Genomic DNA, 26,598 nt, shown 5'->3' with positions numbered 1-26,598 from the left:
AATCGAGGCCGCGCTGCTCGAACATCCGGACATCCGGGAGTGCGCCGTGGTCGGGGTGCCGGACGGCACCTGGGGCGAGGCGGTATCGGCCGCTGTGGTGCTGGCGCCAGGTGCCTCGCTCACGCTGGAGGATCTGCGCGCCTGGTGCGGCGATCGCTTATCCCCCTACAAACGGCCGACTCGTCTGCTTGTGATGGACGAGCTGCCACGGAACGCGATGGGTAAGGTGACGAAGCCGGCGGTGCGCTCGCTCTTTGTTTAACGCGGCCCTCGCCCGTGCGGCAGAGAGGACCTCGCGTGGTTCAGACCAACCGATCCAGCCGGCCGGCCAATTCGGCGGTGAGGCTTTTCCGCTCGAACCGGGACCTCAAGGACCGTTCGACCTGCGGCAGCGCGTTCGTCACGTGCTGACGAATCAGTCGTTCCATAGCCAGGGCGATGCCGGCGACGTCTTCCGGTGCCACGACGACCGCCGCGGCATCCTCGCGCAGGGCATCCCGCGCGGCGCCTTCCGGGACGAGGCCGAGGATGGGTTTGTCTGTGCCCATGTATTCATAGAGCTTGCTCGTCGAGATCTGCTCCTGCCCCGGCCCGGAGCCGACAGTCATCCACAACACATCCGCCGCCATCAGGTGGCCCACCGCGTCGGGGTGCGGCAGGTAGCCAGTCGGGACCACGAGGTCCTCGATGCCCAGCGACTGCACGAGGCCGGCGACGTAGCCCGGCAGGAGTCCGACGAAGCCGGCCTCGACCCGATCGCGCAAGTCGGGGTGATCGGTGACGACGCGCGCCAGCGCCCGCAGGAAATAGTCCGGCTTCTGCCGGTCGTAAAAGACCCCGCTGTAGACGAACCGGCACCGGCCGTCCAAACGCTGCGCGGGCGGCCGCGCGAAGTCCTCGGCGTCGTAGCCCTGCGGCAGCACGGCGAACCGATCGGCCGGCACGGCGCCGGCATGGCGCGCTCGCAGCGCGTCCCGAATGCGCGGGTTGATGGTAAACACGGCGCCGGCCGCATCCAGGGCGCGGCGTTCGAGCAGGAGGTGCAGGCGGCGGTGCAGCGGCGTGGGGTAGACGTGGCGGGGATTGCCGACCCAGTCGTCGCGGAAGTCGAGCGCGAGCGGGATGCCGGCGTGGCGGGCGAGCTTGCGCCCGATGAGGGCGCCGGTATACGGCGGCACGGTCGCCAGAACGGCGTCGAACCGCTTTTCGGCGAGGAGGCGTTTCCCGTGCCGGACGGCCGCCGGCAGCCAGCCGATCTTGTTGTCGGGCACGAACAGCCAGCTGCTCAGCGCGGTGAGTCGGCGGCGGGATGTTTCGGCAGGCAGGGCCACCTGCGCCGACTTGCCGAACAGACGCGTCGGATCGAAGGAGGTCGTCCGGTGGATCGGGATGCCACGGTCGACGAGTTCGTCGAGCAGCGAGGCGTCGTACGCGAAATAGCCGGCGGGGTCGACGGTGAGGACCTCCGGTTGCCAGCCGAATTCGGGCAGGTACTTGACAAACCGGGCGATGCGCTGCACGCCGCTGAGCCCCATGGGCGGGAAATAATAAGCGACGATCAACACCCGGCGGTCGGCGCGCGGCATCGGCTGGAAACGGTGCGGTTGTGGAAGCAGGATCGGGGCGTTAGTTTACGGAGGATTCGCAGGGATTGCTATCGCCATACGCATTTTAGAGACACCCACATGGAGAACATCGGGACTATCGTGCTCGCCACCGGCGCGCTCGGCACGGCTGCCTTCGGCATCGTCGAGGCGCTGAAATGGACGAACGCCGTCGGCCTCATCGGCTTCGGCCGGCTCGCCCGGTTGCTGGGGCCTGTCTGGGCCTCGCTCGAACGGGCCTACGGGCCGGCCTTCGAGGAGGTGCTCGCCGGCCAGTATCGCGGAGACCGGTTCGAACTCATCCGCATGATTCGCCAGGGCGTCCGGCTCGGCCTCACCGAGGAGAACGCATCCCGGATCGCGGGATTCCTGGGGGTGATCGATGGCGACGCGTTGACGCGTGCCGCCTCCCGGATCAATAGCGCAGAGGGGATGTCGGAAGACCTCCAGCACGTGCTGGGGCGTTACGAGCTGGCGGTGGATGCGCGGATCGAGTCCGCGCTGGCGATGGCGCAGAACCAGTACGCCGGCAAGCTGCGTTTCATCGCTTCGATCATCGCCCTCGCGGTAGGCGCCGGCGTGGGCATCTACCTGTCGCAGCCCTTCATGGGCGGGTTGATCGGACTCGCTGCCGTGCCCCTCGCCCCCATCGCCAAGGACCTGGTGAGCGCGCTGCAGGCCGCCACCGCGGCGCTCGGGAGGCCTTGATGAACTTCGTCCTCGATTTTCGCGGCGCCAACGTCGGTGGGCCCGTCCTTCCCGGCCGGCTCACGGAGGGCACGCACGCGCAGCTCCAGATGGCGTCGGACGTGACCTTCCTGATTCACGGCTTCAACGTCGATCGCCCCTCGGGCCGGGAGCAGCTCAAGCGTTTTGCCTCGCAGCTGAACCGTGTGCAGCACCACGCCCTCGTCGCCACGCTGTGGCCCGGCGACCACTGGGCCGGCGCGTTCAGCTACAGTTTCGAGGGGCGCGACGCCGACGACACCGCGCTGGAGCTGGCCAAATTCATCTATACCTATCTGCGCAAGAGCACCCGCGTGTCCTTCGCCACGCACAGCCTGGGTGCGCGCGTCGCCCTGCAGGTCGTGAAGCTGCTCGTGCCCTACGGCTACACGTTCAACCAGCTCTGCCTGATGGCCGCGGCGGTGGACGACTACAGCCTGGGGTATCCGAGCGATTTCCGGGATGGGGTGCGCGGCACACGCCGCGTATCGGTGCTGGCGTCGCGGCAGGATTACGTGCTCAAGCTGGCCTACCCGGCCGGCGACCTGTTCCAGACCTGGTTCTTCTACCGCGAGGACAGCTGGGGGCAGGCGCTGGGTTACCACGGCCCCCGCGTCCGCGGCGGCAACGCCACGCCACAGCAGGTCCTGCACGTCCAGATCAGCGACCAGCGCGACGCCGGCCACAGCGACTACCTGCCCGACCCCTTCCCCACGCCGAATCAGCGCTCAACCGTTCAATTCGTGAACGAGGCGCTGTCCGGGCATCCGGTGCCGGTGTATCCGTGAGGGGCGCACCCAAGCGCTTAACAATCAATTGTCATCTCGACCGGCTCCCCGCGAATGCGGGGAAAAACGGAGAGACCTCCTGACGATGCGCGACAATACGTTTTAGGAGCTCTCCATCCATACGGTTGTCACAATGGCAAGGAGCACACATCCTTATCTCCTGGCATGCATCAGCCTCATCGCGCAAGCATGCGATTTTGAATTAGACCTGACTGTTTTTTGAGGGTAGCGTCGACATGTAGGACTTGTGCTCCGGGTCAGGAGGTCTCTCCGTTTTGGTCCCACCTGGGTGGGACCGCCAGTCGAGATGACAATGACATTTTTTGCGTCAGGCGTTACCCAATTGAATCAGCTCCTTCGGACTGTGCGCCATCGATCTGGCGCCATGCGCCTCGAGTAGCGCCATATCCTCGATGCGGACGCCGAAGCGGCCCGGGACGTAGATGCCCGGCTCGATGGTGATGACCACGCCGGCGGGAAGTTCATCCTCCGTCCGGAACGACACGCTGGGCCATTCATGGATCTGGAGTCCGACGCCGTGGCCGAGGCTGTGCGAAAACAGCGGGCCGTAGCCTGCGTCGGCGATGAGGGTTCGGGCGACGGCGTCGAGGGCCTTGCCGCTCATGCCGGCGCGCGCGGCGTCGAGTGCCTTCAGGTGGGCATCCAGGACGATGTGGTACACCTTGACGGCCTCCGGATCGGGTTCGCCGATGGCGATCGTACGCGTCATGTCGGAGGCGTAGCCATCCACGAAACAACCAAAATCCAGCACGACCAGATCGCCCGGAGCCAGGCGGCGGTCGGTCGGCCGCGCATGCGGGAGCGCGCCGTTGGGGCCGGCGGCGACGATCGGGTCGAAGGACATCCCCGAGGCGCCGCGCCGCATGTGGCGGTAGACGATTTCGGCGGCCACTTCCAGCTCGGTCATGCCCGGCCTGATCACGCCGAGCAGCTCATCGAACACGGCATCCGTCACGTCCTGCGCCCGCTGCATGGCATCGATCTCGGCCTTCGCTTTTACCGCGACGTCCTTTTTGAGCAGGCCTTTGGCGGGGGCCCACTCCACGTCGGGAAAGGCCTCCTGGAGATCGTCGAACGCATCGAGCGTGAGGTGATCGGACTGGATGATGACACGCCCCACCCCGGCCAGCAGCGATCGCGACGCGAGGGCGTCGAAGAGCCCTTTTTCCGCGATGTGCACGGCGGCGCCGGCGACTTCCCGGCCGGCCTGTTCGGTGTACCGGCCGTCGGTGATGAAATGGGCGTCCTGCTGCGTCACGAGCAGCAGCCCGTTGGATCCGGAAAAACCGCAGGCCCATCGGATGTCCGGCAGGAAGGTGAGGATCGCGGCATCCGCGTGGCGTTCAGAAAAATGTGCGCGCAGGGCGTCGAGGCGCTGGATCATGGCATTCGGTGGGATTCGACGATCGATCGGGCGGAAAAAAAATCCGCCCGAAGGAATTTGACTCCTCCGGGCGGATTCCTGTTCATGGTGTCACAAACCGAAGGGCATCGGGGGTGCATCCAATCGAAACTGGATAATTCCGCGAATTCCTTTCGTTTTGCCCCATCTATCAAACGCGCGTGCTGTAGTTGGGGGCTTCTTTTGTGATGAGAACATCATGGGGATGGCTTTCACGCAAACCCGATGCCGTGATCCGGATCATCTGAGCGCGTTCGTACATCTCCTGCAGGGTGGCGCAGCCGCAGTAGCCCATCGCCGCGCGCAGGCCGCCCACCATCTGGTAGACCACCTCGCTCAGCATGCCGCCATACGGCACGCGCCCCTCGATGCCCTCGGGGACGAGCTTCTTGATGTCGTCTTCCACATCCTGGAAGTAGCGGTCCTTGCTCCCGTCCTGCATGGCGCTCAGGGAGCCCATGCCGCGGTAGCTCTTGTACTTCCGGCCTTCGTAGAGGATGGTTTCGCCGGGGCTCTCCTCGACCCGCGCGAACAGGCCGCCGATCATCACGTTGCTCGCGCCGGCGGCGATGGCTTTCGCCACATCTCCCGTTTGCTTGATGCCGCCGTCCGCGATGATGGGGATGCCGCGGGGGCGCGCCACGCGGGCGCAGTCCATGATCGCGGTGAGCTGGGGGACGCCGACGCCGGCAACCACGCGCGTCGTGCAGATGGATCCGGGGCCGATGCCGACCTTCACGGCGGACACGCCGCGGTCGATGAGGTCGAGCGTGGCCTCGGCGGTGGCGACGTTGCCGGCGATCAGTTCGAGGTCGCCGAACTGCTTCTTGATGGCGGAGACGGTATCCATAACCGCCACCGAGTGGCCGTGCGCGGTATCGACGATCACGAAGTCGACGCCCGCCTCCTTGAGGGCGGCCACGCGCTCCATGACGCCGCTCGAGACGCCGACGGCGGCGCCCACGCGGAGCCGGCCGTGTTCATCCTTGCAGGCCGAGGGGAACTGGCGTTTTTTCTCGATATCCTTGAAGGTGATCAGCCCCTTGAGGTATCCGTCGCCGTCGATGACCGGGAGCTTCTCGATCTTGTGCCGCTGTAGCAGGGCTTCGGCGGCTTCCAGCGTGGTGCCCACCGGCGCCGTGATCAGCCCCTCGCTCGTCATCACCTGACGCAGCAGGATGCCGGGCTCCTGCACGAAGCGTAGGTCCCGATTCGTGGCGATGCCCACGAGCCGGTTGTTGGAGTCGACCACGGGGATTCCGCCGATCGAATAACGCGCCATCAGATTGCGGGCGTTGGCGACCGTATCTTCCGGATGGAGGGTGATGGGATCGAGGATCATCCCGCTTTCGGACCGCTTCACGCGCCGCACCTGGGACGCCTGCTCCTCGATCGTCATGTTCTTGTGCAGCACCCCGACGCCCCCCTCGCGGGCCATGGCGATGGCCATCTCGTGCTCGGTGACGGTATCCATGGCCGCCGAGAGCAGAGGGATGTTCAGCGAGATGTTGGCCGTCAGCTGCGCGCAGGTATTCACGTCGCGCGGCATGACTTCCGAACGCCCCGGGACGAGCAGCACGTCGTCGTAAGTGAGGCCGAAGCCGCGTATCTTCGAGGAGGAGGCGATCGCGCCGTCGCCTTCGATATCCAGGCGGTTGTCCATGTCTATAAACCGAGTCTATTAACCGAGTTTTACCAGGCGTTTCAATTTCTTGATTTCATCCGGGCGCAGCCGGCGCCACTTCCCGCGGCGTACGCCGTCGGCTGTGAGGCCGGCGTAGTTGACGCGCTCCAGGTAGTCGACTTCGTGCCCGATGGCTTCCAGCATCCGCCGGATTTGCCGGTTCCGGCCCTCGTGCAGCCGCACCCCGATTTCGTGTTTGTTCTCCGGCGACACGTAGCGGGCATCGTCGGCCTTGGCGGGGCCGTCGTCCAGCTGGACGCCCTCGATCAGCTGCTCCAGCTCGTGGGGTTTGATCGGCTCCTTCGTCCGGACCTTGTACAGTTTGTCGATCTGATAACGCGGGTGCATCAGGCGGTGCGCCAGCTCGCCGTCGTTCGTAATGAGCAGCACGCCGACCGAGTTGCGATCCAGCCGGCCTACCGGGTACAGATGCAACTCGTCTTTCTCGGGGATGTCGATGAGGTCCATCACCACCGACCGCCCCTTCTCGTCCTGCTTCGAGGTGATGTAGTTGGAGGGCTTGTTGAGCAGGAAATAGTCCAGCGACCGCGGCGTCAGACGAATGCCGTTCACCTCCACGGCATCGCCGGGGTTGACCTTGACGCCCAGCTCCTTGACGACCTCGCCGTTCATGAGCACGCGCCCTTCCAGGATGAGTTCGTCGGCCTTGCGGCGCGAGCAGATGCCGGCCTGGGCGATGTACCGGTTGAGTCGCACTGGGCCCATGGCCGACGGCGCAGGCGCCGGGGACGGACGCGCCGTCGATGCCGTGCGTCGCCCGGATACGGGCTTCTGCCCCCCTTTACCGAAGGACGAGCGCCGCTCGTCGGACCCCGGACGTTGATCGGACGGGGTCGAACGCCGGCCCGATGCACCGCCGCGCGGGTTGTAGCCCGTGCGCCGATCGTCCGGCGAAGACCGCCGGCCCGAGGGTCCGGGTCGTTTTCCGTATTCGCCGGAACTCGAGCGCTCGTCGGAACGCCGGCCCGAGGGTCCAGGGCGTTTTCCGTATTCGCCTGGAGTGGAGCGCTCGTCGGAACGCCTGCCACCGGTACCCGAGCGCTGTCCGCCCTGGCCGGATGTCGGGCGCGGCGCTGAACGGCGGCCGGAGCCCTGGCGCTGCTCGTCGGTGGAGGCGCGTCGTCCTCCCGGTCCGGTTCGCGGCCCGCCGGCGCCGGAGCGTCGCCCGGATCCGGTATCCCGATCGGTTGAGGCGGAGCGGGGATTGCCACCCGGTTTCCCGCCGCGGCGTGGACCTTCACGCGTTTCGTGATCTCGTTCTTCCGAGTCGTCCGAGTCGGTTTTTGAGCGGCGTCTGGGGGGAGGTGGCGTTTTCAAAGCGTTTTCTGGATACAAAAAAGGGCACAGCATGGGTGGGCTGCGCCTTTCGACGAAAAAAACGGACCGCGGGGTGGTTGCGGGTGTCTGCGGGTCGATGTTGCAAGCTGCACGGAGGGTGAGCTGTACGGTGTTGATTTCTACAACGGTGAGCTATACAACCGGGCGAGTGTGCCTACCAATATACGGGCCGGCGTGTTTCAAGACACGCGTCATCTGCAAAAGTTCGAGGAAGGCGGAGGGGGGGGGTGCGTGGAAGTGGAATTGCGTTCAGGCGACGGTCATGTGTCCGGGGCAGATCCTGAATCGAGTCAGGGCGACAGTCATCTTGTCCGGGGCAGATCTGAATCGGTTGGGGCGACGGTCGCTGTCAGGGCAGATCCGAATTGCGTTCAGGGCGACGGTTGTGCTTGTCCGGGGCAATCCTGAATCGAGTTCAGGGCGACGGTCATGCTTGTCCGGGGCAGATCCTGAATCGAGTTCAGGGCGACGGTCATGCTTGTCCGGGGCAGATCCTGAATCGAGTTCAGGGCGACGGTCATGCTTGTCCGGGGCAGATCCTGAATCGAGTTCAGGATACGGGACCGTCTGATGAATCAGACGGTCCCTAATTTTTCTTCTTGCGGTTTAGGAGGCCTTTTAGCCGGTCCTTCACCAGATCCTCGCCCTGGGACTTCAGGCTGTCCAGGTTGGTCGGGATGGCGACGGTGCTGTCGCCAACGGCGTCTTCGACCAGGCCGCCGAGGCGGTCGCGGGCTTCCTGCTCCAGGGCCGCTTTCTGGGCCTGGGCGAGGGAATCGAGACGCGCCTGTGCTTCCTGGCGCGCGCCGGCTACGAGGGCCGATGCGTGCGATTCGAGGCGCGTCTTCATCATGTCGCTGTTGAGGCGAAGCTCCGGGTCGTTGATGGCGCCCTGCGCCAGAAGGTCGAGCACGATGCGTCCGGTGGCCGGATCGACGAGGGCCGCGTTTGCCACGCCGGCTATCGGGCGAAGCGCCGCTCCGACGGGAGCTGCCAGGAGGGCATCTGAAGCCGAGGCGGGCAGGATGAGGCTCAGGGCATAGTCGAGCCGGCCGTCCAGCCCCTGCGTGCCGTTCAGTTTCACGGTATAGGCGCCGGCCTCGATGTCGAGGTCGCGCACCTGAAGCTGCTCGCCGGCGACGGAGAATGCATGCGACCAGTCCTTCAGCGCGAGCCGGCTGAGATCGGCGAGTCCGGTGAACGCGCTGAGTTTTTTCAGGATCGGCAGATCGCGCAGGCTCCCTTCCCGGGCCCCGAAGAGACCGGACGCCTGGATCGTTTCCATCCGGGGATTGAGAAGCGAGTCCATGCGAAGCGAGAACTTCGCCTGGCTATCGAACACCCCCTGAAAATAGCCGCCGACCTGGGCGAACTTGTTCACGGTCTCCATCTTCTCGAAGAAACGCGATGCATCTATGCCTTCCAGCTTGATGGCGCCGTCGAACGCCGGCGCCTCCGGATTCTGGGTGCTGAAGGCGATCTCGCCGGCCAGGACGCCGCTGAACAGCGCGGCGCTGATCCCCGACACCGTCAGGATGTCGTTCTCGAGATGCAGCTCGGAGCGCGCATCCCGCACATCGATCCCGCCATAGACCATCCGGTCCGCGGTGAGCCGGACATCCATCAGCACATCCGGGAGATCGAGCGGTTCGGTATCGGTGGTATCCTCCGGGATGAGTTCGTCGGCGTTCAGCACGGCGCTGTGGAGTTGCCCCCTGAAAGCCGGCACGGCGCCGCCGGGTTCGGACGCCATAAAGGCCATGTAATTCGACAGCGCCCCGTTCAGCGTGGCGTCGGTCTGGCCGGCCTTGACGACGATGTTTTCGAAGCGGATGGCGTTGCGATCCAGGCGGAGCAATCCATCCAGGGCATCGACCGGCTGGGGCAGGTCGGCGGACGCGTACTGGATGCCCTGCAGTTCGGCGGTGCCTTCGGCCTGCAGCGATTCCGGGGCGTCGATGGGACCCTGGATCCGGGCGTTGGTTTTGACGGTGCCGGCAAGCCGGGTGCCGGCTTCGAGCGGATAAAAGCGCGGGATGGACGCCAGGTCCGCATCGATCTGCAGTACGGCATCCACCGTGGTGGCGTCGCCGTTGACGATGCGGCCTCGCGACGTGAGGGTATTCCCTGCCGCGGTTGCGGTGAGCGAGGCGATATCGACCGCTTCGTCGGTTACGCGGGTATCGAGCTGGATGCCGGTAATGGCCTCGGGCAGGCCGGGATACTGGATGAAGCCGTCTTCGATTGTCAGATGCGCATCGAGGGCCGGATACACGTCATCACCCAGATCGCCTTTGAGGGTCGCTGCCAGCGCAAAGGCGCCGCGCGCCGTGATACCGTCGAGATCCTTGACGAGCCCTCTGGGCAGCAGGGACAAAAACCCTTCGATGGTGCCGTCGGGCGCATCGATGCGGAGATCGACCGCCATGACATCCTGGCTCCAGCCGGCGACCTCGCCGGCCATGGCGATGTCGAGCTGCTCGGCCCGCAACCGGGTAGAGCCGAGGCGGAGCACTTCGTTGGTCAGATCGGCTTCGGCATCCACATCGAGGCGTAGATCCCAGTCCCGCGCATAGGGCACGCCGGCCGATTCGTAGGTGAGGTCGTACGCCTCCACATAGCCCGAGATCGCCGTGACGTCGTCGAGGACGGCGCGGAGGTCGGCATCGAGGTCGGCGATGGCGAAGAAGGTGCCGGCTTCGTCGGCGTAGGCGAGCGCGCCGTCGCGGATCGAAATACGGTCGAGCCGGATCGAGCCGGATGCCGCCGCCGTGTCCGCCGGCGCGGCCTCCGCATCTCCACCCAGGCCGTCGAGCGTGGTTCGGCCGTCGCCGAGGGGTTCGACGAGGATGCGCGGGCCGATGAGTTCGATGGACGCGATCTCGATATCGTCGGCGAAGAGCGAGCCGAGCCGGGCGGCGGCCCAGAACTCGTCGATCGAGGCCAGATCGGGGCCGTCCGGCGTGTGGATCGTCAGGCCCTCCACGCCGATGCCGACGTGCGGAAAGGTGCGAAACAGGCTGAGGTGCACCGCATCGATCGACACGTCACGCTGGAGCGTCTCTTCCAGCGCCGGTTCGAGCAGGCTTCGGAGCCGGGCGTCGGACAGGTACAGGTATAGACCCACACCCGCCACAACGAGGAGGCCGAGTACGGAAAGAATGGGGATCAGTACGAACTTCTTCAGCGCAGTCATCACACGGCGATGGGTCAACCCTCGCTACGCGCCGGCTGCGCGGCCTCCCACGCCTTGCGTGATACCACCTCGCGCCGATGCGTGTAGTAGGATAGCCCTTTTTTGTTGCCTACCACGATATCCGGCAGGTCGTCGCCGTTGTAATCCTTCACGACGAGCTGAGTGCCGACACCCACTTCGTCGCCGATGAAATACGGAATAAAGTCCACGCCGGCGTCGTCCGACCGTTGTAGCTTAAACCAGTACAGTACCGAGGGTTCCATCTCGCCGGCGTCGCGCCCCATGTGGGCCCAGTAGCGCTTGCCCGTCACGATGTCCTTCAATCCGTCGCCGTCCATGTCGACCAGGGCGACGGCGTGCAGCCCGGAAAAGGCCACGCCGTACGGGTTTTCTGCGGGCGTCTCGCCCATGATCAGGTGGGGTTTAAAGTCGATGCCGCCGTCGGCGCCCTTTACCTGCTCGTGCCAGAGCAGGCCGTATCCGTGCGCGCGATGGCTGGTGATCACGTCGTTGTCGCCGTCGCCGTCGACGTCGTAGGCGTACATCTGGGAGCCGCCGTCGGCGAAGGGATAGGCGTGGTGCGTCCATACCGGATTGCCATCCAGGCTGGCCGGCTGCTGGAACCACCCGTTCGCCTCCATCACGTCGAGCCGGCCGTCACCGTCGACATCGCCGACGCCCATGCCGTGCGTGAACCGCTGCAACCCGTTGTCGTCGGCGATGGGCGTAAAGGTCCAGGGCCGTTCGGGATGATCCCAGTCCGGCTGCGCGTAGCCGTAACGCCCGTTGGAGACACAGATGAGCTCGGGCAGGCCGTCGCCCGTCAGATCCATAAAGGTGGGCGATTCGTTGCTCGTTTCCTCGAAGATCCGGTGTTTCTCCCAGGGACCGTCCTGCATCCCGGGGTTACGGTACCAGGTGGATTCCTGGCCGGGGAATCCGATAAAAAAGATGTCGTTCCGGCCGTCCCGGTCGATGTCGTACACGTAGGCGAAGAAGTTGTCCGAATACACTTCGATCGAGAACGGCTGCGGTTCGTAGATGGTGTGTCGATTCACGAAGTCCGGACCTTCGAACCAGAATGGGCCCGAGATCAGATCCATCACGCCGTCCCCCGAAACATCCCCGAACGTTCCGCCCTCGGCATAAAAGGTATCCGAGAGCTTGACGTGTTCGAAGGTGTGCAGCACGTATTCGTCGTGCATGAAAAATACGGCGGCGATGATGCTGCCCAGTACGGGAAGCACGAGGAGCATTCGATTGCGCTGGAGCATGGTCGGCCTGAGTAGGTGGATGGGCACGGCACAAGAACCATCCAAAGTAAGCGTTGGCGCATGTTCCGACAAGGGGCGAGCCCGTCCCCGCGCGCTTCCGTGTGCGAATGCGGCGCCGTTCCATTATCTTTCCGAGCCCAGCGCCGCCCCGGCCGGATACAGCCAGGGCCCGGCGCTCCTCTGTTTTAGCTCGGCCACATGATACCCCATGCCCATGTCTCCTTCTCCTCTACGCGTCGCCATCGTGGGCGCCGGGATGATCGCGGAGTACCACCGGAAGGCGGTGCTGGCTCAAGCCGGCCTCGGCGTGGAGCTGGCCGCCATGGTGCACCACGATGCCTCGCAGTTCGCCCGCATAGTTGAGCGTTATGGCGTGCCGTGCCGTTCGTTCGATGCGGTGCTGGCCGATCGCTCCATCGACATCGTGAGCCTGTGCACGCCCAGCGGCCAGCACGCCCAGCAGGCGCTGGCGGCCATCGCCGCCGGCAAACATGTGCTGGTCGAAAAACCGATGGCGCTGTCCCTCGCCTCGGCGGACGCCATGATCGCGGCGGCCGACGAGCGCGGCGTCTGCCTCGCCGTGGCCCTCCAGCGACGCGTCGACCCGTTGTTTCGGCGGATCAAGGACGCGCTGGAGGCGGGCGATCTCGGCGAACTCACGCTCGGGGTGGTGACGCTCCCGTATTTCCGCAACCAGGCCTACTACGACCAGGCCGAATGGCGCGGCACCTGGGCGCTCGACGGCGGCGGCGTGCTGATGAACCAGGGCATCCACATCATCGACCTCCTCCTCTGGTACATGGGCGACCCGGTGCTGATCCATGCCGGCGCGGACACGCTGCACCGTCATATCGAAGTGGAGGACGTCGCCGCGGCCGCGCTGCGATTCAGCAGTGGCGCCCTCGCAACGATCGCAGCGACTACGGCGGCCGGCCAGGGCTTCCCGCATCGCCTCGAACTGTACGGGACGCAAGGCGGCATCCAGGTGGAGGGCGAAGGCGTCGTGCGCTGGTCGGTCGACCCGGAGACCGCGACGATCGACCCGCCCGACCTGTCCGCCGGGGCTGGCGCCGGCGCCGGCGGTGACCCTCGGGCCATCTCCACGGCCGGCCACGAGGCCATCCTGGCCGATCTGGTCGGCGCGATCCGCGAAGGCCGCTCCCCCGCCATCGACGGGCGCGAAGGCCGGCGCAGCCTCGCCGCCATCATCGGGATCTACGAGGCCGCCGGGCTGCTGTGAAGGAGTTCAAGGTTTGAGGCTCAAGGTTCAACGATGAGCCTCCATTAAACCTTGAGCCTCAAACCTTGAACCTCACCGTCCGTCCCGTTCGATGACCAGGGCGGAGAGATCGTCGTCGAACGTGCCACCGGGCGCCCAGGCGGTGATCTTCTGGTCCAGCGCGGCGAGGGTTTCGGCGATCGTGTGGGATCTCATTTCGGCGAAGTGTTCGGCGAGGCGTTCCGGCGTGAACATGACCCCGTCCGCGTTTTCGCATTCCGTGACGCCGTCGGAGTACAGGATGAGCCTTCCACCGGGTTCGAGCAGCAGGTCGTAGGTCTCGAACTCCGTGTCGGCGATCCATCCGATGGGCATCCCGCCGTCGCCCACGAGCGTGCGCTCGCCGTTGGGCCCGATCAGGATAGGCGGCGGATGGCCGGCCTGTCCGAGATGGACCTGCCCCGTCTTCCGGTTGATTGTCCCATACACCATCGTGAAGTATTGCGAGGTATCGACGCTCTGGAAGCGGTCGTTGAGATGCTGAAGGACGTACTGGGCCGAGCGTTCTTCGGTCATCCGGTCGTCCTGTAGCGGCCTGGAGTCGCCCGGCGAAGTGAGCATCTTGGTGATGCTCACGGTGAGCAGCGCGGAGCGGATGCCGTGCCCCACCACATCGAACAGGTAAAATACCAGCGTGTCTTCGTCGCGCTCGAAGATATTGAGCATGTCGCCGGCCACGATCGAATGGGGTTTGTAGAGCCAGCCGGCCTGAAATTCGCCGCTGCGGTACATGGGAGGCGGCAGGAGATTGTGCTGCAGCTCGGCGCCGGCCTCGAGATCGCGCCGCATGCTGGCCCGCGCCTCGTTCAACATCAGATTCATTTCGAGGAGCGACTCGCTGCGCTGGGCGATCTCCTGCTCCAGCTTGACGATACGCTCGCCGGCTCGAAGGCGGGCATTGAGAATGGCCAGATTGACGGGTTTGGGGATGAAATCGTCCACGCCGGCTTCGAACGCCGCCAGGACATTCTCGTGCTCGCTAAAGCCGCTGAGCAGGATCGTGTAGATGTACATCCCCGGCGCCACGGTACGGACGAGCCGGCACAGATCGAGCCCGTTGATTTCGGGCATCTGCCAGTCCGTGATCAACATCTCGATCGGCTCCTGGAGAATCACCTCCCAGGCCAGCATGCCGTCCGACACCGCAATGACCTCGTGTCCCTGCCGGGTGAGCTCATGCTCGAGGAGGGCGCGGATGACCGGGTCGTCGTCGACGATGAGGATCTTCATGAAACGCAAAAAGGCACTTGGGTAGATCGGGGCCGGCGGCAGCGATCGCGCTCGCTGCACCGTGAGGTTGGTATCGTCGCCCGAAACGATGCCTCAAGCCCGTCGAACCGTGTTCAGTCGGTCTGCCGGCTCAATAAATCGGACGGCATGTCTCCCATCATGTTGAAGAGCGGCCCTCGCGCGAGGAAGTGGATGGCCTCGAGGACGAGCGCGTTCGACTGCACCGTGTACGTGGTCACGGGTTCGCCGTCGCGCAGCCTGTAGCCGGTCGCCCAACCGCGTTTGGGATGGTGAGACGGCGCGGCGAGGTCGCGCAGGGTACGGGCATAGTCGGTTTCGAAAAGGGCCGCCCACCCTATGGCCGCGCCGGTGCTGAAAAACGCGGCGTCTCGGACGTTTTCGCCGGCTTCGTTGACGCAGCGCCAGGCGCGGTTGTCCACGATGACGGCACAGCGGATCGGTTCGCCCGAGTCGTCGAGGTAGCCGGCGCCCACGGCCATCGCCTCCCCGGTTGTGGCGAAGCGCTGGCGCTGGACGCGGTACACCTGATAGGCCATCGGCAGGATCTGCCGGTCCCACCCGAGTTCGAGGCCGTAAAACAGAAAGGGATCGCTCGTGACCAGATTCAGCCCCTCCAGCGGAAACGACGGGCGGGTATCGACGGCGAGTTCCACCCCGTCGACCTCGGCGATGGTCGCATGGGAGCGGACCTCGGAGGCCTCGCGGGTGTCGAGGTTGTACAGCGAAAGGACGCGCGCCGCATACTCCTCGTATCCGATACGCCCCTCGCGGTGGCGCACGATGCGCCCGTTCCGGCTGAGGTGCGCGCCCTGGATCATGCCATTATCTGCGAGTTGATCGAGACGCCAACGACCCACGATGTCGCGGATCTGCGGCGTGAAATAGGGATATTCCCAGCACACGATCTTGAAACCGAGGAGCAGCCGGCTGATATCCAGGCCCGACCATCCGGTGCCGACCAGGTCGATGTCGCCGTCGCGGCCGATCATGCCCAGGCGCTGGATGTCGTAGGCGCGGTTGGGCAGCATGCCCTCGAAAAGCGGCATCTGAGAGAGCGTCGCGAGGAGCCGGCCCATACGGTCGTTGAAGGCCATGACATCGATGATGCCCAGGCGATGGGCCGCAATGGTGGCCATCAGGTAGGAGCCGACGTCGGACATGGTGACCGTGCGCCCGCCGGCCACGGATGCCGGCAAGCCCGTGCGGGGCGACGTATTGCGCTCAAAATACTGCCAGGCGGCCGCGGCCCACCGCGAATCCTCGGCGGTCATCGGCTGCGGACGTCGAACGGGAATGACAGGTTCGGCCGCCGCAAAACGTACCCACGCCGCCGCGGCGCGATCCTGCGACCGGTTGTACACGATCCAGGCGAAAAGCATCAGCGCCGCGATGGCCACGACGCTCACGACATACGTAAGCGTGGCGACGAGCCGCTCGCGCCGCCGGCGACGGCTTCGGCGAGTTCGGCGTCGGCGATGTGAGAACGGAGGATACACGGCGGCTCAGGGGATGTACTTGATGAGGGTCAGGCAGTTTTCATCTTCCAGGCGTTCGTACGCGATTTCGTCCATCACCTCGTGCATGATGAAGAGTCCCATGCCTCCCTCCGGCCACGACTGCACGATATCCTGCTCGAACGTGAGGGTGTGGGACAGATTGCCGGGACGCGGCCGCCCCCAATCGCGGATCACCATCTGAAGCCGGCCCGGGTGAAAGGTCAACTCGAACCGGATCGTACTCTCGGGCTGGAAGCCGTAGGCATGCTCGACCACGTTGTTGAGCGCTTCCACTATACCCAGTTCTATGCGATAGCTCTCGGCTTCCGACAGGTCGGCTAGCGGACACAAGGCGCGGAGCGTCTCACCGATCAGTTCGATGCAGTCCAGCCTGCTTGGGATTTCGAGTGCTATCGTGCGTGGGGCATCGACTGGCATGCAATCCCTTATGCGGCAAAGGCTTCGATGGCTTCAGGCTCCGTAGGGAGCATCTTGAAGATGCGGTCCATCCGCGTGAGCCGGAAGACGTCGGCGACAACCGGGCGTACGCCGTAAAAGACGAGCGAGCCGCGATCGCCGAGCAGCTTCATAGCCGTCACGAAAGCGCCCAGACCGCTACTGTCGATGAAGTTTACAGAGCCCATGTCGATGGCGATGTCGAAGACATTGCTATCGAACTTTTTCAAGAGCAGCGACTTGATCGCTACCGCGTTTTTGGCGTCCAGACGCCGTTCGAGAATCTCAATTACGAGGACATTCCCGACGTTGCGTTCCCGAGTTCTCATGCGTTTCCGAAGGATGATCGTTCAGACATAATCTGAATCAGAACATCGTCGGAAAATCGAACTTCTTAACTGATGTGATGGGGGATGGGGGATGCAGGATGCAAGATGCAGGATAGGAGGATGTGGGATGCAAGATGCAGGATAGGAGGATGTGGGATGCAAGATGCGGGATGCAAGATGCGGATCACCCATCAAGAGCACTGTTTCATGACGAACATCCTGCATCCTGCATCTTGTATCCCCCCGCATCCCCATCCCCCATCTCCCCGGCCGTCGGATCAGAGCTCGAGCCGGCCTTCGATGACGCTGTGGTCCGGAACGGTGGCCGGCGAGGCGGAGCGGTTGACGATGTGGACATCCCCCACCAGCCGCACCCCGCGTCCGAACCGGACGCGGCCTGTGACGTGGAGCGACGTGCAGGCTTCGAGCGAAGGGGCGCCGTGCGGCGTATGTTCGGCGAGCTGGTCGACCGTGCGGTAGTGGGCGGCGTCGAGATGCACCACGGGCACCTGGCCGGCACGGCCTGGGTGCATGCCGATCGTGTAATCCTCGTGCAGGAGGTAGGCGTCGGACTGCACCGCGAGCAGTTCGTTGGTGGTTTTCACGGGCGCGAAGCGCGAACGGGGCACCCGGATGGCGCCGGCGTCCTCGAAAAGCGCGATGGCGGCGCCCATCGCCGTTTCCAGCTGGTAGACGGGCGTGGAATGCGGGTCGCGGGGGTCGACGGTCTTGCTGTTCCGGATCATTGGCAGCCCCATCAGGCCGTCGTGTGACACCAGGAGACGCTGGAGTGCGTCGAGATCGATCCAGAGGTTGTTGGTATTGAAGTAGCGGTGCCGATGGATGTCCTGAAACGCGCCGGCATCCTCATCCGGGCACTGCGCGGATTCGCGGAGGACGAGCCCGCCCTCGCGCGACCGGGCCAGATGGCCGCCCTTGCGGTCCGCCGGCGTCCGGTCGGCCACTTCCATCATGAAGGGGAGCCGGTTCGCGGCGAAGTACCCGAGGATGGCTTCGTCGACGACGGCGCCGAGGTTATCGCTGTTCGAGACGAAGAGGTAGCGGTAGCCGTCGTCCAGCAGGGCCTCCAGCATGCCGCTGGTCACGATGGCGGTGTAGAGGTCGCCATGCCCCGGCGGGCACCATTCGAGCTGGGCGTTTTGCGGCCACTCGATGGGCTGGAGGGTATGCCGGGCGATTTTCGGGACCTTGTGCTGGAGGAAATCCAGCGGGAGGGTGCGGCTGACGCCGGCGTAGGCCGCGAGCAGGCTGCGGGAGTCTTCGGCCGTCGAGAAGCTGTTCATCAGCACGAGCGGCATCTCGCGACGCAGTGCCTGCCGCGCGATGATGTCCAGAAAGGTCAGGTTCTGCTTGACGCGCAGCAACGATTTCGCCCGCTCGAGCCCCATGCTGGTGCCCAGCCCGCCGTTGAGCTTGAGCATGACCGTTCGGGGCAAGGCCTCGATGCCGGCCTGCCGCTCCCGCTCGGACAGCTGCTCTGCGTCCGGCAGTGCCTCGACCGGCGCGATGTGCGATTCCGGAATGAGCCCCGTCTCCCCGCTCAGGAGTTGCTCGTAATAGTGCGCGAAGGCGCGAATGGCGATTTCTGGAAGCCCTTCCGCCTCCATCCGTTCCCGATACGGTGCAAATGCCTCTTGCGTAAATACCATGATCTATCAAGCATCACAATCAGTGCGAGGCCGCCGGTCGCGAGACCGCGGCGCAAAATCGGGTCGAACTCTGGGTGGGTGGCCAGAGGGCGCAAAGCATCGGTGGCGAGCGCACCTTCGGTATCTACTCCTCGCGCCCTGCGAGGAATGCAGACGCGTTTTGTTCGTGCGAACGCATCAAGGGTTCCCTCAGGTCCGATAATCCGTCCCTTCCGGGCACGATGCGCCTCCATGGCTGTATCGGCGCGTTGCGATGTTGCATTAGCGTCGCATTAAATATGTGCAGGATTTGACTTTTGTTCTGATATTGGACCGGGTCGGAACGACCTTTCGACTGAATATGCCCCGGTCTGGCGGCGATACTGTCAGGATTAAGGCCGCTATGTAAAGCATTTCTCGATATAGAGTTGACGATCATGTTCGAAGCGCTAGGATGGGAAGCGTGGTTAACGCTTGGTGTGATCATCGCCATGTTGACGGCCCTCATGAAAGGGATTGGCCGCCCCGAGATGATTCTGTTCGGTTCGCTCGCCCCGTTGCTGCTGACCGGCGTGCTCACGCCGGAGCAGGCGTTTTCGGGGCTGTCGAACAGCGCCGTGCTTGCCGTGGGCGCCCTGTTCATCGTGGCGGCCGGCGTGCAGAACACCGGGGCGCTGAGCTTTTTTGATCGGCTCATCTTTCCCCAGTCGCGGCGTCTTCCGCTGGTCTCACTGCGCATGATGGCGACCACGGCGGCGATGTCGGCGTTTCTGAACAACACGCCCATCGTGGCGATGCTCATCCCGCGCGTCCGCCTCTGGTGCGAGAACCACAACGTCTCCCCGTCCAAGCTGATGATCCCGCTTTCGTACGCGACGATCGTCGGGGGCATGACAACGCTCATCGGCACCTCCACCAACCTGCTGGTCGCCGGCCTGATGGAGCAGGCGGGGTATGAAGGGCTGGGCTTGTTCGACCTCGCGTGGATCGGCGGCCCGGCGGCACTGGCGACGATCCTGTATTTTGCCGTGTTCGGGCATCGGTTGCTCCCTACGCGCATCGAGCCGGGCGGCGCGGCGGACGAGGGCATGCATCAGTATCTGTTTGAGTTCGAGGTGCCGCCCGAGGCGCCGCTCGTTGGGAAGACCATCGAAGAAGCCGGCCTCCGGTCGCTCGGCGAGGCCTATCTGGCGCACATCATCCGCAACAAGGAAGTCATCCCCTCCTCGCCCGAAATGGTGATCCGCGAACGCGATCTCCTCGCCTTCCGCGGCAGCCCGGCCTTGCTGGACAGCCTGCTGGAACGGCAGGGGCTGCGGCCTGTCGTGGAAAGCATGGAGTCGGGCGGCCACATGACGCTGCCGATCTACGAGGCGGTGATCGCCCCCACGTCCCGGCTCGTCGGCTCCACACTCGTCGATGTCGACTTTCGGGAAGAATATCAGGGCGTCGTGCTGGGCATCTACCGGCAGGACGAGAGCATCGACAAATCGATCGGCCGGGTGGTGCTGCGGGCCGGCGACCTGTTGCTGATCGAGGCCCGCAAGGGATTCGACACCCGGTGGAATCAGAACCGGGATGAATTTTATCTGGTGGCACCGCGCCGGCCCGAGAAGATCCGTCCGCAGCGCGGCAAGGCGCCGCTTGCGCTCGGCATCCTTGTGGCGGTCATCGCCTTCGCCGCAGCGGGCGTCGCCTCGATCGTCACGACGGCGTTCATCGGCGCCATCGCCATGATCCTTACGCGTTGTCTGCGCGGCCGCGATGCCCGCGCGGCGGTCGACGTGCCGGTCCTGCTCGTGATCGCCGCGGCGCTGGGCCTCAGCAAGGCGATCGAAGGCAGCGGCCTCGCAGCCGCCATCGCCATGCTGCTCACCGAGCACGCAAGCGTCTTCGGGACGATCGGCGTGCTCGCCGCGGTCTATGTCGCGACGAGCATCCTCACCGAACTCATCACCAACAACGCGGCGGCGGCCCTGATGCTCGGCATCGGACTCAAGTCGGCCGAAAGCGTCGGCGCCCCTCCGGAGGCCTTCGCCATCGCGGTCGCGATCGCGGCCTCGGCCAGCTTCCTCACCCCGATCGGTTACCAGACGAACATGATGGTGATGGCCGCCGGCGGCTATCGGTTCGGCGACTTCTTCCGCGCCGGCATCGTCGTCAACCTCATCGTGGCGATCACGGCGATCACGATGATTTCGTTGTTCTTGCTATAAAAAAAGGAGCCGGGGCGGTGCGCCCCGACTCCTCAAGCCTTTTTTTCGTCGTCGGTGACCGCGCGAACGCCCGCTTATCCCCTACCGGCCGGCGCCCCAAAGTTGCGCAGGCGGTACGTGAAGTTGAGCAGGATGTACCGACCGAGCACGTTGGACTGGTTGTCTTCCACGTAAAACTCGTTGACGGTGCGCACGATGCTGGTGTTCTGATTGAGGATGTCCGATACCATCAGCTTGACCTCTCCCCCATTCCCCTTCAGGAATTTGTAGCCGAGGCCGGCGTTCCAAACCAGGTTGTCCTGGTCGTAGTCTTCTCCGAGGCCTGAGTACTGGATGGCATTCAGGTCGGTGTTCAGTACCCACGATTTGCCCAGCAGCAGGTTGACGCGGGCGCCGATGCGGTGATAGAGGTAGTTCGCATCGAGTTCGGGATAGACGGAGTTGCGCGCGATGCTGTACGTCAGCCCATAGGTCAGCGTGAAATCGACGCGTTCGCTGATATTGCTACCAATAACGGCACCTCCGTTGATGCCGTGCGTGTCGGCGATGTTTTTCTGGCCGTTGATCAGGCCGGGCGAATGGGATAGCGAGTACCCGGCGTTGATGTTAACGTTGCTCTTCAGCCAGTCGGTCGGCAGGCCGGCGGTCAGGAATGACCGCGCGTTCCAGTAGCCATCCAGGTTGACGGGCCGCGTGAATTGCGAGCCCTGGGCCAGCACGACGCCCGGTGCGATCGTCGTGTCGCGCGTCGCCAGAATCGACTCCGTGCTGATGTTGTTGCGGCTCTGGTTCAGGCTGGCGAACATCATGAACACGCGTCCGGTGGCGGGCTGCGTCTTGTTGAAACGCGCCACCAGGAAGTGCGAGAAGCTCTGCTGCAGATCCGGATTGCCGCTGCTGATACGGAGCGGATTCGTATTGTCGATCACACTCTGGAGCTGGGAGATCGACGGCGTGTTGGTGGACGTCCGGTAGAACAGGCGCAGGTTGTCCGTCCGGCTGAACCGGTAGTTGTACATCGCCTGCGGCAGGATATCCTGGAACGCGCGTTCGACGCGGTAGGTCGTCGGGAAGGTCTGGTCCCCGGTGAGGTCGACGTGCTGGAGGTCGACGCCGGCGGAGAACATGGACTTTTCGCCGCGCAGCATGTAGCGCAGGCCGGCTCGCTGACGGATCGAACGGCTGTCGAAGATCGTCGAGAGCGTCGGATCGAGAATCGTGTAGAGCCCCGTCGTTTCGTCGAGCGAATGGGTGGTCCGATCGGCATTGCTGTTCGTGATCGACGGGCTGTAGTTGATCTGAAGCTGTCCCTTCGCCCCGATCGGCTCGGTGTACTCGGCGCTGGCCGAAACGGTGTGGGTCAGTTCGCTGTTGTTGGAACGCTGATCGAGCGCGATGAGGAGGTCGACCTCGTCGTAGAACTCGTTCGACGCCAGCTGCTCCCCCTCCCCGTTTCGGTCGTTGAGGCCGAGGCTGACATTGAGCGAGGTGGTGCGGCCGGCCTTCGGGAAGCGATGCCGGTACAGGAGATTGCTGTTCGACGAGAAGCCGCGGTTGTCCGAGGCGTAGTTGTTGGTCGTGGCGCTCAGCGCCGAGCCGGCCAGCGTGTTCAGGCCCTGCAGAAGGCTGGCGGCGCTGTTGGACTGGTAGCTCAGGCGCGGCGTGAAGATGAACGAGTTTGTCTCGTTTACATCGTACTGGAGTCGGGCGGAGAGGCGATGGTTCATGTTCTCGCTCTTGCCGTCGCTCGACTCTTCGTAGAGCTGGGTCTGATCCGTGGTGAGAAAATACTCGCGGTTGAGCAGGACGTTGCTCGTGTTGTCGGACTTGTTGAAGAAGTAGCTGCCCGAAAGGCGGGCCTTCCCGCCGGCCCACTGATCCGAATAGTTGAGCCCGAACGCATTCGTCGCGTTGATGCCGCCCTGGTTGCCGACTAGGAAGTTGCCGGTGTCGCCGCCAAACCCGCCAAATCCACCGCGTCCGCCGCCGCCACCGCCGCCGCGATTGCCGCCCGGAGGTCTTCCGCCACCGAATCCGCCGGGAGGCCCTCCGAAGCCGCCCCGCCCGGTGTTGCCCACGACGCCGAGGATGTCCTCGTTGGCGAAGTTTTGCTGGTTGACGTTGTTGCTCAGCCCGATGATCGAGATGCGGCGATTGCCCTCGAAGATGCTCATGTTGCCGCCGGCGATGTAGCGGGTGTCGGACCCGTAACCGCCATAGATCTTCCCGAACTGACCGTTTTCGGTGCCGGTGCGCGTGATGATATTGATGGTGCGTTCCGAGTTGCCGTCATCGAAGCCGGAGAACTGGGCCTGGTCGCTCAGCCGGTCGTACACCTGGATCCGCTCGATCACTTCGGCCGGCAGGTTGCGCAGCGCTGCGGTGGGGTCCTCGCCAAAAAACTCGCGCCCGTCCACGAGCACGCGCCGTACGTTTTCACCCTGGACCTGGACCTGCCCATCCTGCACCACCACGCCGGGCATCTTCGCGACCAGGTCTTCCGCGTTGGCGTCGGGGTTGGTTTTGTAGGCGCCGGCGTTGTATTCCGTCGTGTCGCCCTTGATCGTGACGCGTTCCTGGGTTTCCTCGACCACGACTTCATCGAGCGCGATGCGGTCCTGCTCGAGCAGGACGAAGCCCAGGTTGAGGCCTTCCGCCGGCACGTCGATGCGTGTCTTTTTGCTCTTGTACCCGACGAACGAGAATTGCAGGCGATAGGCGCCCGGCTCGGGGACGGCGACGGAGAAGAAGCCGCGCGCATTCGTGGAGGTGCCCACCGTTCGGGTCGTGTCCTTGAGACTCGTCAGCACGACGTTCACCGCCGGCAGACGCTCGCTGGACGTTGAGTCCCGGGCAAACCCCGCGACTTCCGGATGGCCCGTCTGGGCCCATGCCAGCGACGGGACCATGAGCGCGAGAACGAGAAACAGTAGCCGGTATTTCATGCGAGGCAATAGCTCCCACTGGTTGAAACGAGGATGCTGCGGTCCGTTACGGCGGACCCAAGCTACAGACGTTTCAACGCAGGGATGCATTCCCCGGCCTCAACGATTGGTGTTAAATAGTGTTAAGAGTCACCGGCGAACGAAGTTCGCCGGTGTTGTTCAAGGTTTGAAGTTCAAGGATCAAGGCAAGGATGCCTCGCTTGATCCTAAATCCTTGATCCTAAATCCTTAATCCTTGAACGGCCCTCCCGCCCTCAGTTCACCATGCAGAATATCTCGGTCCAGAAATCGATCTGGATGTCTACCGCCACGCCGCCCTGTTCGGGGGTGCGGGCGTCTTCGGTCCATCTTCCGAGCAGGGGGTTCCAGTAGAGCGCCCTGTAGTGCCAGAATTGCCAGTACGTACCGGGCCGATCGGCTTCGCGGCTGTAGTGAACGAGATACCACCCTTCCCGGCTGGGTTGCGAGGCGCTGTACTTGATCCATTCCATGGCGTTGTCCGGCTCGTGGTGAAAGGGGACGCACGCCTGTATGATAGCGGCCCTGGCCGGGGGTGGACAAGAGCCGGATGGTAACGGTCTGGCAAAGGGTCTTGCCGGCCGAAAATGCGGGCTCACATGGATTCAAACGGGACGTTCATGACCGGATAGCGGCTCCAGTCCTTGTAGTCGAAATGCCACCATTCGCGGTCGTAGACGGTAAAACCGGCCTCCTCCATGACGTCGCGCAAGAGCTCGCGATAGCCCCGCTGCTCCGACGTCCCGCCGGGGTAGTCCGGGTAGGCCCTCGGCGAGAATTCGTCGTAGCCGCTCACCATGGGCACGAGGGCGCCGGTGCGGAGATCGTAGAGCCCCATGTCGATCGCGCAGCCCCGGTTGTGGCGGGACCCGTTGGCCGGGTTGGCGACGAATTCCTTCTGGTGATCCGGGGTGGCGTCCCAGAACATCCGGGTGACCGCCCAGGGGCGGTAGGCGTCGTAGACGACGATGCCGAGTCCCTCCGCCCGGAGCGCTTCGCCGGCGCGCAGAAGAGCCTCGGCGGCCGGTCGCTGCATGAAGGCGCGGGCCTGCTGGTAGAAGACCTCGCCCATGAAGTTGTTGGTCGTGGCGTAGCGGATGTCCAGGCGCAGCGATGGGTCGAGTGTGATGAGTTCGACGAGGTCGGGTTCGCGCAGCCCGGCCGGCTGGGCCGGCGGCTCGGCCGCCAGGGCTTCGGCCCGCAGCAGCTCCACCGGACGCACCGGCTCGATCTTGAAGGTGTTGCCGCCTTCGGGTTCGATCCGACGCCGGACGAAATCGACCCCGACGAGCGACGCGTTCGTGCCCTCCCCGCGCGCATCCCGGGAAAAGGTGAGGGTTTCGTCGGGATAGAGTCCGTACGCCGGCATGCGGTAGACGTCCCGGCTTACCTGCGTGAGCGGGTAATAAAAAAACCATTCGATGAGCGACCACAGCTGCCCATCCCGCTCCAGGATGTAGAGGGTATTGTGGTCCCAACCGTATTCGCCGATGAGGCCGGCGAATTCGGGCCGGGGGCCATCGGGAATGGCGGGGGGAACGCGGCGATAGACCACGCCGGCGCCGTCGACCAGCGTCTCGCCGCGCGGAAGGAGCGTATAGCCATGTCCCAGCCGGTCGTCCGTGACGAGCGTGTCGCCACGGCTCCGGAGACGGTGCCGCTCGGTGCCGTTGAAGAGATACAGCGCACCGTTGCGCTCGATCAACTCGCGCACGACGCCATCCGCCTCGTACCGCCCGTCGAGACTCCGCGCCCGCAACGAGTCGACCGGTTCCGTTTTTTCGTACGCCGGCAGCGGCTGCCCCGTCCGGCGCGCGCGGAGGAGACGCAACGCATAGTCTGCGATCCGGTCGACGACATCGTTCGAGGCATCCATCGTGCCGACGACCGCCACGCCAAGCTGTTCGTCCGGCAGGGCCGCGATCCGGGTCGCATAGCCGTACATCACCCCGCTATGCTGCACCCGGCGTGCGCCGTCAAACGCGCCGACCGAAAAGCCGAGTCCGAACCCGCTATCGCTGCCGGCGAACTGGACCGTCCACATGGTATCCAGGGACGCCTTGTTCAGCACCTCGACGCCATCCGGACCGACGCCGTCGTTAAAGAGCACGGTCATGAACTGGCCGAGGTCGGCCATGGTCGTGTACAGGTTTGCGGCCGGCGCCATCCCCAGCTCAAAAACGGGCGCCGGGAAAACGCGGTCGTCAAACGTCCACATATAGCCTTCGGCCAGCCGCTCGCGCAACCCGGGGCGCGGTGCGAAGCTGCTGCTGCGCATCCCCAGAGGGCCGAGCAGGGCGCGATCCACATAGTCGGCAAACGGTTCGCCGGTCACGACCTCCACGACCCGCCCGGCCACCGTGACGGCGGCGTTGGAATATTTGGTTTGCGTCGTGGGTGCGTAGACGAGCGTGGTGCGGTTGAGGCTCTCCACCGTGGCGGCGATGGACGGCTCCGTGGGATCGAAATAGTGCCCGACGGGCGGTTCGCGCACGATGCCCGATCGATGGCTGTGGATCTGGCGCAGCGTAATGGGCGTGCCGAAGGGGTTGGCCGGCTGAAAATCCGGCAGGTAGCGGGTGATGGGCGCGTCCAGATCCAGCCGGCCCTGCTCGACGAGCTGCATGACGGCCATCGCGGTAAACAGCTTGGAGAGCGACGCGACGCGGTAGACGGTTTCTCCGGTCGCCGGCGTCGACGATGCCGGCTGCGCCACCCCGTAGCCGCTGGTCCACACGACCTCCCGGCCGTCGACCAGCGCGATGGAGAGCGACGGGATATCCTTGTCCGCCATCTCGTAGCGGATGTAGGCGTCGAGCGCCGTCATGACAGGATCGACATCGGGTTGGGGCCGACAGGAGGCCAGCACGATCAGGGTGGCAAGGATCAGGCGAGGCATGCACCG

Annotated in this window: 19 protein-coding genes; 5 read left to right on the top strand and 14 right to left on the bottom strand. The window is 64.6% G+C overall.

The genetic code is table 11. The features are described from left to right. On the top strand, positions 1–262 hold a 262-nt coding region (locus R2834_14030; GenBank protein ID MEZ4701451.1), incomplete at its 5' end, for a hypothetical protein. Between the two features lie 40 nt (positions 263–302). Here the strand turns inward: R2834_14030 and R2834_14025 are convergent. Then, on the bottom strand, positions 303–1,586 hold the full coding sequence (locus R2834_14025) for a glycosyltransferase (GenBank protein MEZ4701450.1): 1,284 nt from the start codon (positions 1,584–1,586) through the stop codon (positions 303–305). A gap of 99 nt (positions 1,587–1,685) precedes the next feature. On the opposite strand from R2834_14025, the gene R2834_14020 reads away from it, so the two are divergent. Next, positions 1,686–2,312 carry a hypothetical protein gene (locus tag R2834_14020; GenBank protein MEZ4701449.1) on the top strand — a complete coding sequence of 209 codons (627 nt, stop codon included), beginning with the start codon at positions 1,686–1,688 and terminating at the stop codon, positions 2,310–2,312. Continuing rightward, positions 2,312–3,118 (top strand): alpha/beta hydrolase, encoded by an 807-nt coding sequence (locus tag R2834_14015; protein ID MEZ4701448.1) that lies wholly within the window; start codon positions 2,312–2,314, stop codon positions 3,116–3,118. The genes R2834_14020 and R2834_14015 overlap by 1 nt, the downstream gene beginning before the upstream one ends. A gap of 328 nt (positions 3,119–3,446) precedes the next feature. Here R2834_14015 and R2834_14010 read toward each other — a convergent pair whose 3' ends face one another. The 5 genes from R2834_14010 to R2834_13990 all read right to left on the bottom strand — a co-directional run bounded on the left by R2834_14010 (position 3,447) and on the right by R2834_13990 (position 12,054). Next, the gene (locus R2834_14010) at positions 3,447–4,523 is read right to left on the bottom strand and encodes an aminopeptidase P family protein (GenBank protein MEZ4701447.1); all 1,077 of its coding nucleotides are present in this window, start codon (positions 4,521–4,523) and stop codon (positions 3,447–3,449) included. Between the two features lie 169 nt (positions 4,524–4,692). Beyond that, entirely contained in the window at positions 4,693–6,204 is a 1,512-nt protein-coding gene (gene guaB / locus R2834_14005; protein ID MEZ4701446.1) for an IMP dehydrogenase, read from the bottom strand. 18 nt (positions 6,205–6,222) lie between these two features. Continuing rightward, positions 6,223–6,951: a pseudouridine synthase gene (locus tag R2834_14000; protein ID MEZ4701445.1), complete on the bottom strand. Its 729-nt coding sequence runs from the start codon at positions 6,949–6,951 to the stop codon at positions 6,223–6,225. A gap of 1,219 nt (positions 6,952–8,170) precedes the next feature. After that, the gene (locus R2834_13995) at positions 8,171–10,780 is read right to left on the bottom strand and encodes an AsmA-like C-terminal region-containing protein (protein MEZ4701444.1); all 2,610 of its coding nucleotides are present in this window, start codon (positions 10,778–10,780) and stop codon (positions 8,171–8,173) included. 14 nt (positions 10,781–10,794) lie between these two features. After that, a complete protein-coding gene (locus R2834_13990) occupies positions 10,795–12,054 on the bottom strand; it encodes a VCBS repeat-containing protein (protein MEZ4701443.1) in 1,260 nt (419 codons plus the stop codon). A 214-nt stretch (positions 12,055–12,268) separates the two neighbouring features. On the opposite strand from R2834_13990, the gene R2834_13985 reads away from it, so the two are divergent. Further along, positions 12,269–13,294 (top strand): Gfo/Idh/MocA family oxidoreductase, encoded by a 1,026-nt coding sequence (locus R2834_13985; GenBank protein MEZ4701442.1) that lies wholly within the window; start codon positions 12,269–12,271, stop codon positions 13,292–13,294. Positions 13,295–13,366: 72 nt separating this feature from the next. Here R2834_13985 and R2834_13980 read toward each other — a convergent pair whose 3' ends face one another. The 5 genes from R2834_13980 to R2834_13960 form a co-directional block, all read right to left on the bottom strand. Further along, complete coding sequence (locus R2834_13980) at positions 13,367–14,563, bottom strand: SpoIIE family protein phosphatase (protein MEZ4701441.1); 1,197 nt, start codon at positions 14,561–14,563, stop codon at positions 13,367–13,369. Positions 14,564–14,676: 113 nt separating this feature from the next. Next, positions 14,677–16,080, bottom strand: a complete 1,404-nt coding sequence (locus R2834_13975; GenBank protein MEZ4701440.1) for a DUF3131 domain-containing protein — start codon at positions 16,078–16,080, stop codon at positions 14,677–14,679. 6 nt (positions 16,081–16,086) lie between these two features. Beyond that, positions 16,087–16,518, bottom strand: coding sequence for an ATP-binding protein (locus R2834_13970; GenBank protein MEZ4701439.1), 432 nt, complete (start codon positions 16,516–16,518; stop codon positions 16,087–16,089). A gap of 8 nt (positions 16,519–16,526) precedes the next feature. Beyond that, positions 16,527–16,865, bottom strand: coding sequence for an STAS domain-containing protein (locus tag R2834_13965; GenBank protein MEZ4701438.1), 339 nt, complete (start codon positions 16,863–16,865; stop codon positions 16,527–16,529). 278 nt (positions 16,866–17,143) lie between these two features. Beyond that, entirely contained in the window at positions 17,144–18,535 is a 1,392-nt protein-coding gene (locus tag R2834_13960; protein ID MEZ4701437.1) for a UTP--glucose-1-phosphate uridylyltransferase, read from the bottom strand. Between the two features lie 470 nt (positions 18,536–19,005). Between R2834_13960 and R2834_13955 the strand changes: the two genes are divergently transcribed. After that, the gene (locus R2834_13955; GenBank protein MEZ4701436.1) at positions 19,006–20,730 is read left to right on the top strand and encodes an SLC13 family permease; all 1,725 of its coding nucleotides are present in this window, start codon (positions 19,006–19,008) and stop codon (positions 20,728–20,730) included. Positions 20,731–20,804: 74 nt separating this feature from the next. Here the strand turns inward: R2834_13955 and R2834_13950 are convergent, their stop codons facing one another. The 3 genes from R2834_13950 to R2834_13940 all read right to left on the bottom strand — a co-directional run bounded on the left by R2834_13950 (position 20,805) and on the right by R2834_13940 (position 26,592). Further along, entirely contained in the window at positions 20,805–23,675 is a 2,871-nt protein-coding gene (locus R2834_13950) for a TonB-dependent receptor (protein MEZ4701435.1), read from the bottom strand. A gap of 254 nt (positions 23,676–23,929) precedes the next feature. Continuing rightward, positions 23,930–24,166, bottom strand: a complete 237-nt coding sequence (locus R2834_13945; GenBank protein ID MEZ4701434.1) for a hypothetical protein — start codon at positions 24,164–24,166, stop codon at positions 23,930–23,932. Between the two features lie 122 nt (positions 24,167–24,288). Further along, a complete protein-coding gene (locus tag R2834_13940; protein ID MEZ4701433.1) occupies positions 24,289–26,592 on the bottom strand; it encodes a serine hydrolase in 2,304 nt (767 codons plus the stop codon). Positions 26,593–26,598 lie beyond the last annotated feature (6 nt).

The sequence above is a fragment of the Rhodothermales bacterium genome (assembly GCA_041391505.1).
In the GTDB taxonomy this organism is placed as follows: Bacteria; Bacteroidota; Rhodothermia; order Rhodothermales; family JAHQVL01; genus JAWKNW01.
This window is presented reverse-complemented; position numbering and strand designations above follow the sequence as displayed.

Excerpts from the sequence above, each read along its gene's own strand:
- R2834_13955 (MEZ4701436.1), top strand. The coding sequence starts at position 19,006 with ATGTTGACGGCCCTCATGAAAGGGATTGGCCGCCCCGAGATGATTCTG.
- R2834_13965 (MEZ4701438.1), bottom strand. The coding sequence starts at position 16,865 with ATGAGAACTCGGGAACGCAACGTCGGGAATGTCCTCGTAATTGAGATT.
- R2834_13950 (MEZ4701435.1), bottom strand. The coding sequence starts at position 23,675 with ATGAAATACCGGCTACTGTTTCTCGTTCTCGCGCTCATGGTCCCGTCG.
- R2834_14000 (MEZ4701445.1), bottom strand. The coding sequence starts at position 6,951 with ATGGGCCCAGTGCGACTCAACCGGTACATCGCCCAGGCCGGCATCTGC.
- R2834_14015 (MEZ4701448.1), top strand. The coding sequence starts at position 2,312 with ATGAACTTCGTCCTCGATTTTCGCGGCGCCAACGTCGGTGGGCCCGTC.
- R2834_13960 (MEZ4701437.1), bottom strand. The coding sequence starts at position 18,535 with ATGGTATTTACGCAAGAGGCATTTGCACCGTATCGGGAACGGATGGAG.
- R2834_13995 (MEZ4701444.1), bottom strand. The coding sequence starts at position 10,780 with ATGACTGCGCTGAAGAAGTTCGTACTGATCCCCATTCTTTCCGTACTC.
- R2834_13980 (MEZ4701441.1), bottom strand. The coding sequence starts at position 14,563 with ATGAAGATCCTCATCGTCGACGACGACCCGGTCATCCGCGCCCTCCTC.
- R2834_13985 (MEZ4701442.1), top strand. The coding sequence starts at position 12,269 with ATGTCTCCTTCTCCTCTACGCGTCGCCATCGTGGGCGCCGGGATGATC.
- guaB (MEZ4701446.1), bottom strand. The coding sequence starts at position 6,204 with ATGGACAACCGCCTGGATATCGAAGGCGACGGCGCGATCGCCTCCTCC.
- R2834_14025 (MEZ4701450.1), bottom strand. The coding sequence starts at position 1,586 with ATGCCGCGCGCCGACCGCCGGGTGTTGATCGTCGCTTATTATTTCCCG.
- R2834_13990 (MEZ4701443.1), bottom strand. The coding sequence starts at position 12,054 with ATGCTCCAGCGCAATCGAATGCTCCTCGTGCTTCCCGTACTGGGCAGC.
- R2834_14010 (MEZ4701447.1), bottom strand. The coding sequence starts at position 4,523 with ATGATCCAGCGCCTCGACGCCCTGCGCGCACATTTTTCTGAACGCCAC.
- R2834_13945 (MEZ4701434.1), bottom strand. The coding sequence starts at position 24,166 with ATGGAATGGATCAAGTACAGCGCCTCGCAACCCAGCCGGGAAGGGTGG.
- R2834_13940 (MEZ4701433.1), bottom strand. The coding sequence starts at position 26,592 with ATGCCTCGCCTGATCCTTGCCACCCTGATCGTGCTGGCCTCCTGTCGG.
- R2834_13970 (MEZ4701439.1), bottom strand. The coding sequence starts at position 16,518 with ATGCCAGTCGATGCCCCACGCACGATAGCACTCGAAATCCCAAGCAGG.
- R2834_14020 (MEZ4701449.1), top strand. The coding sequence starts at position 1,686 with ATGGAGAACATCGGGACTATCGTGCTCGCCACCGGCGCGCTCGGCACG.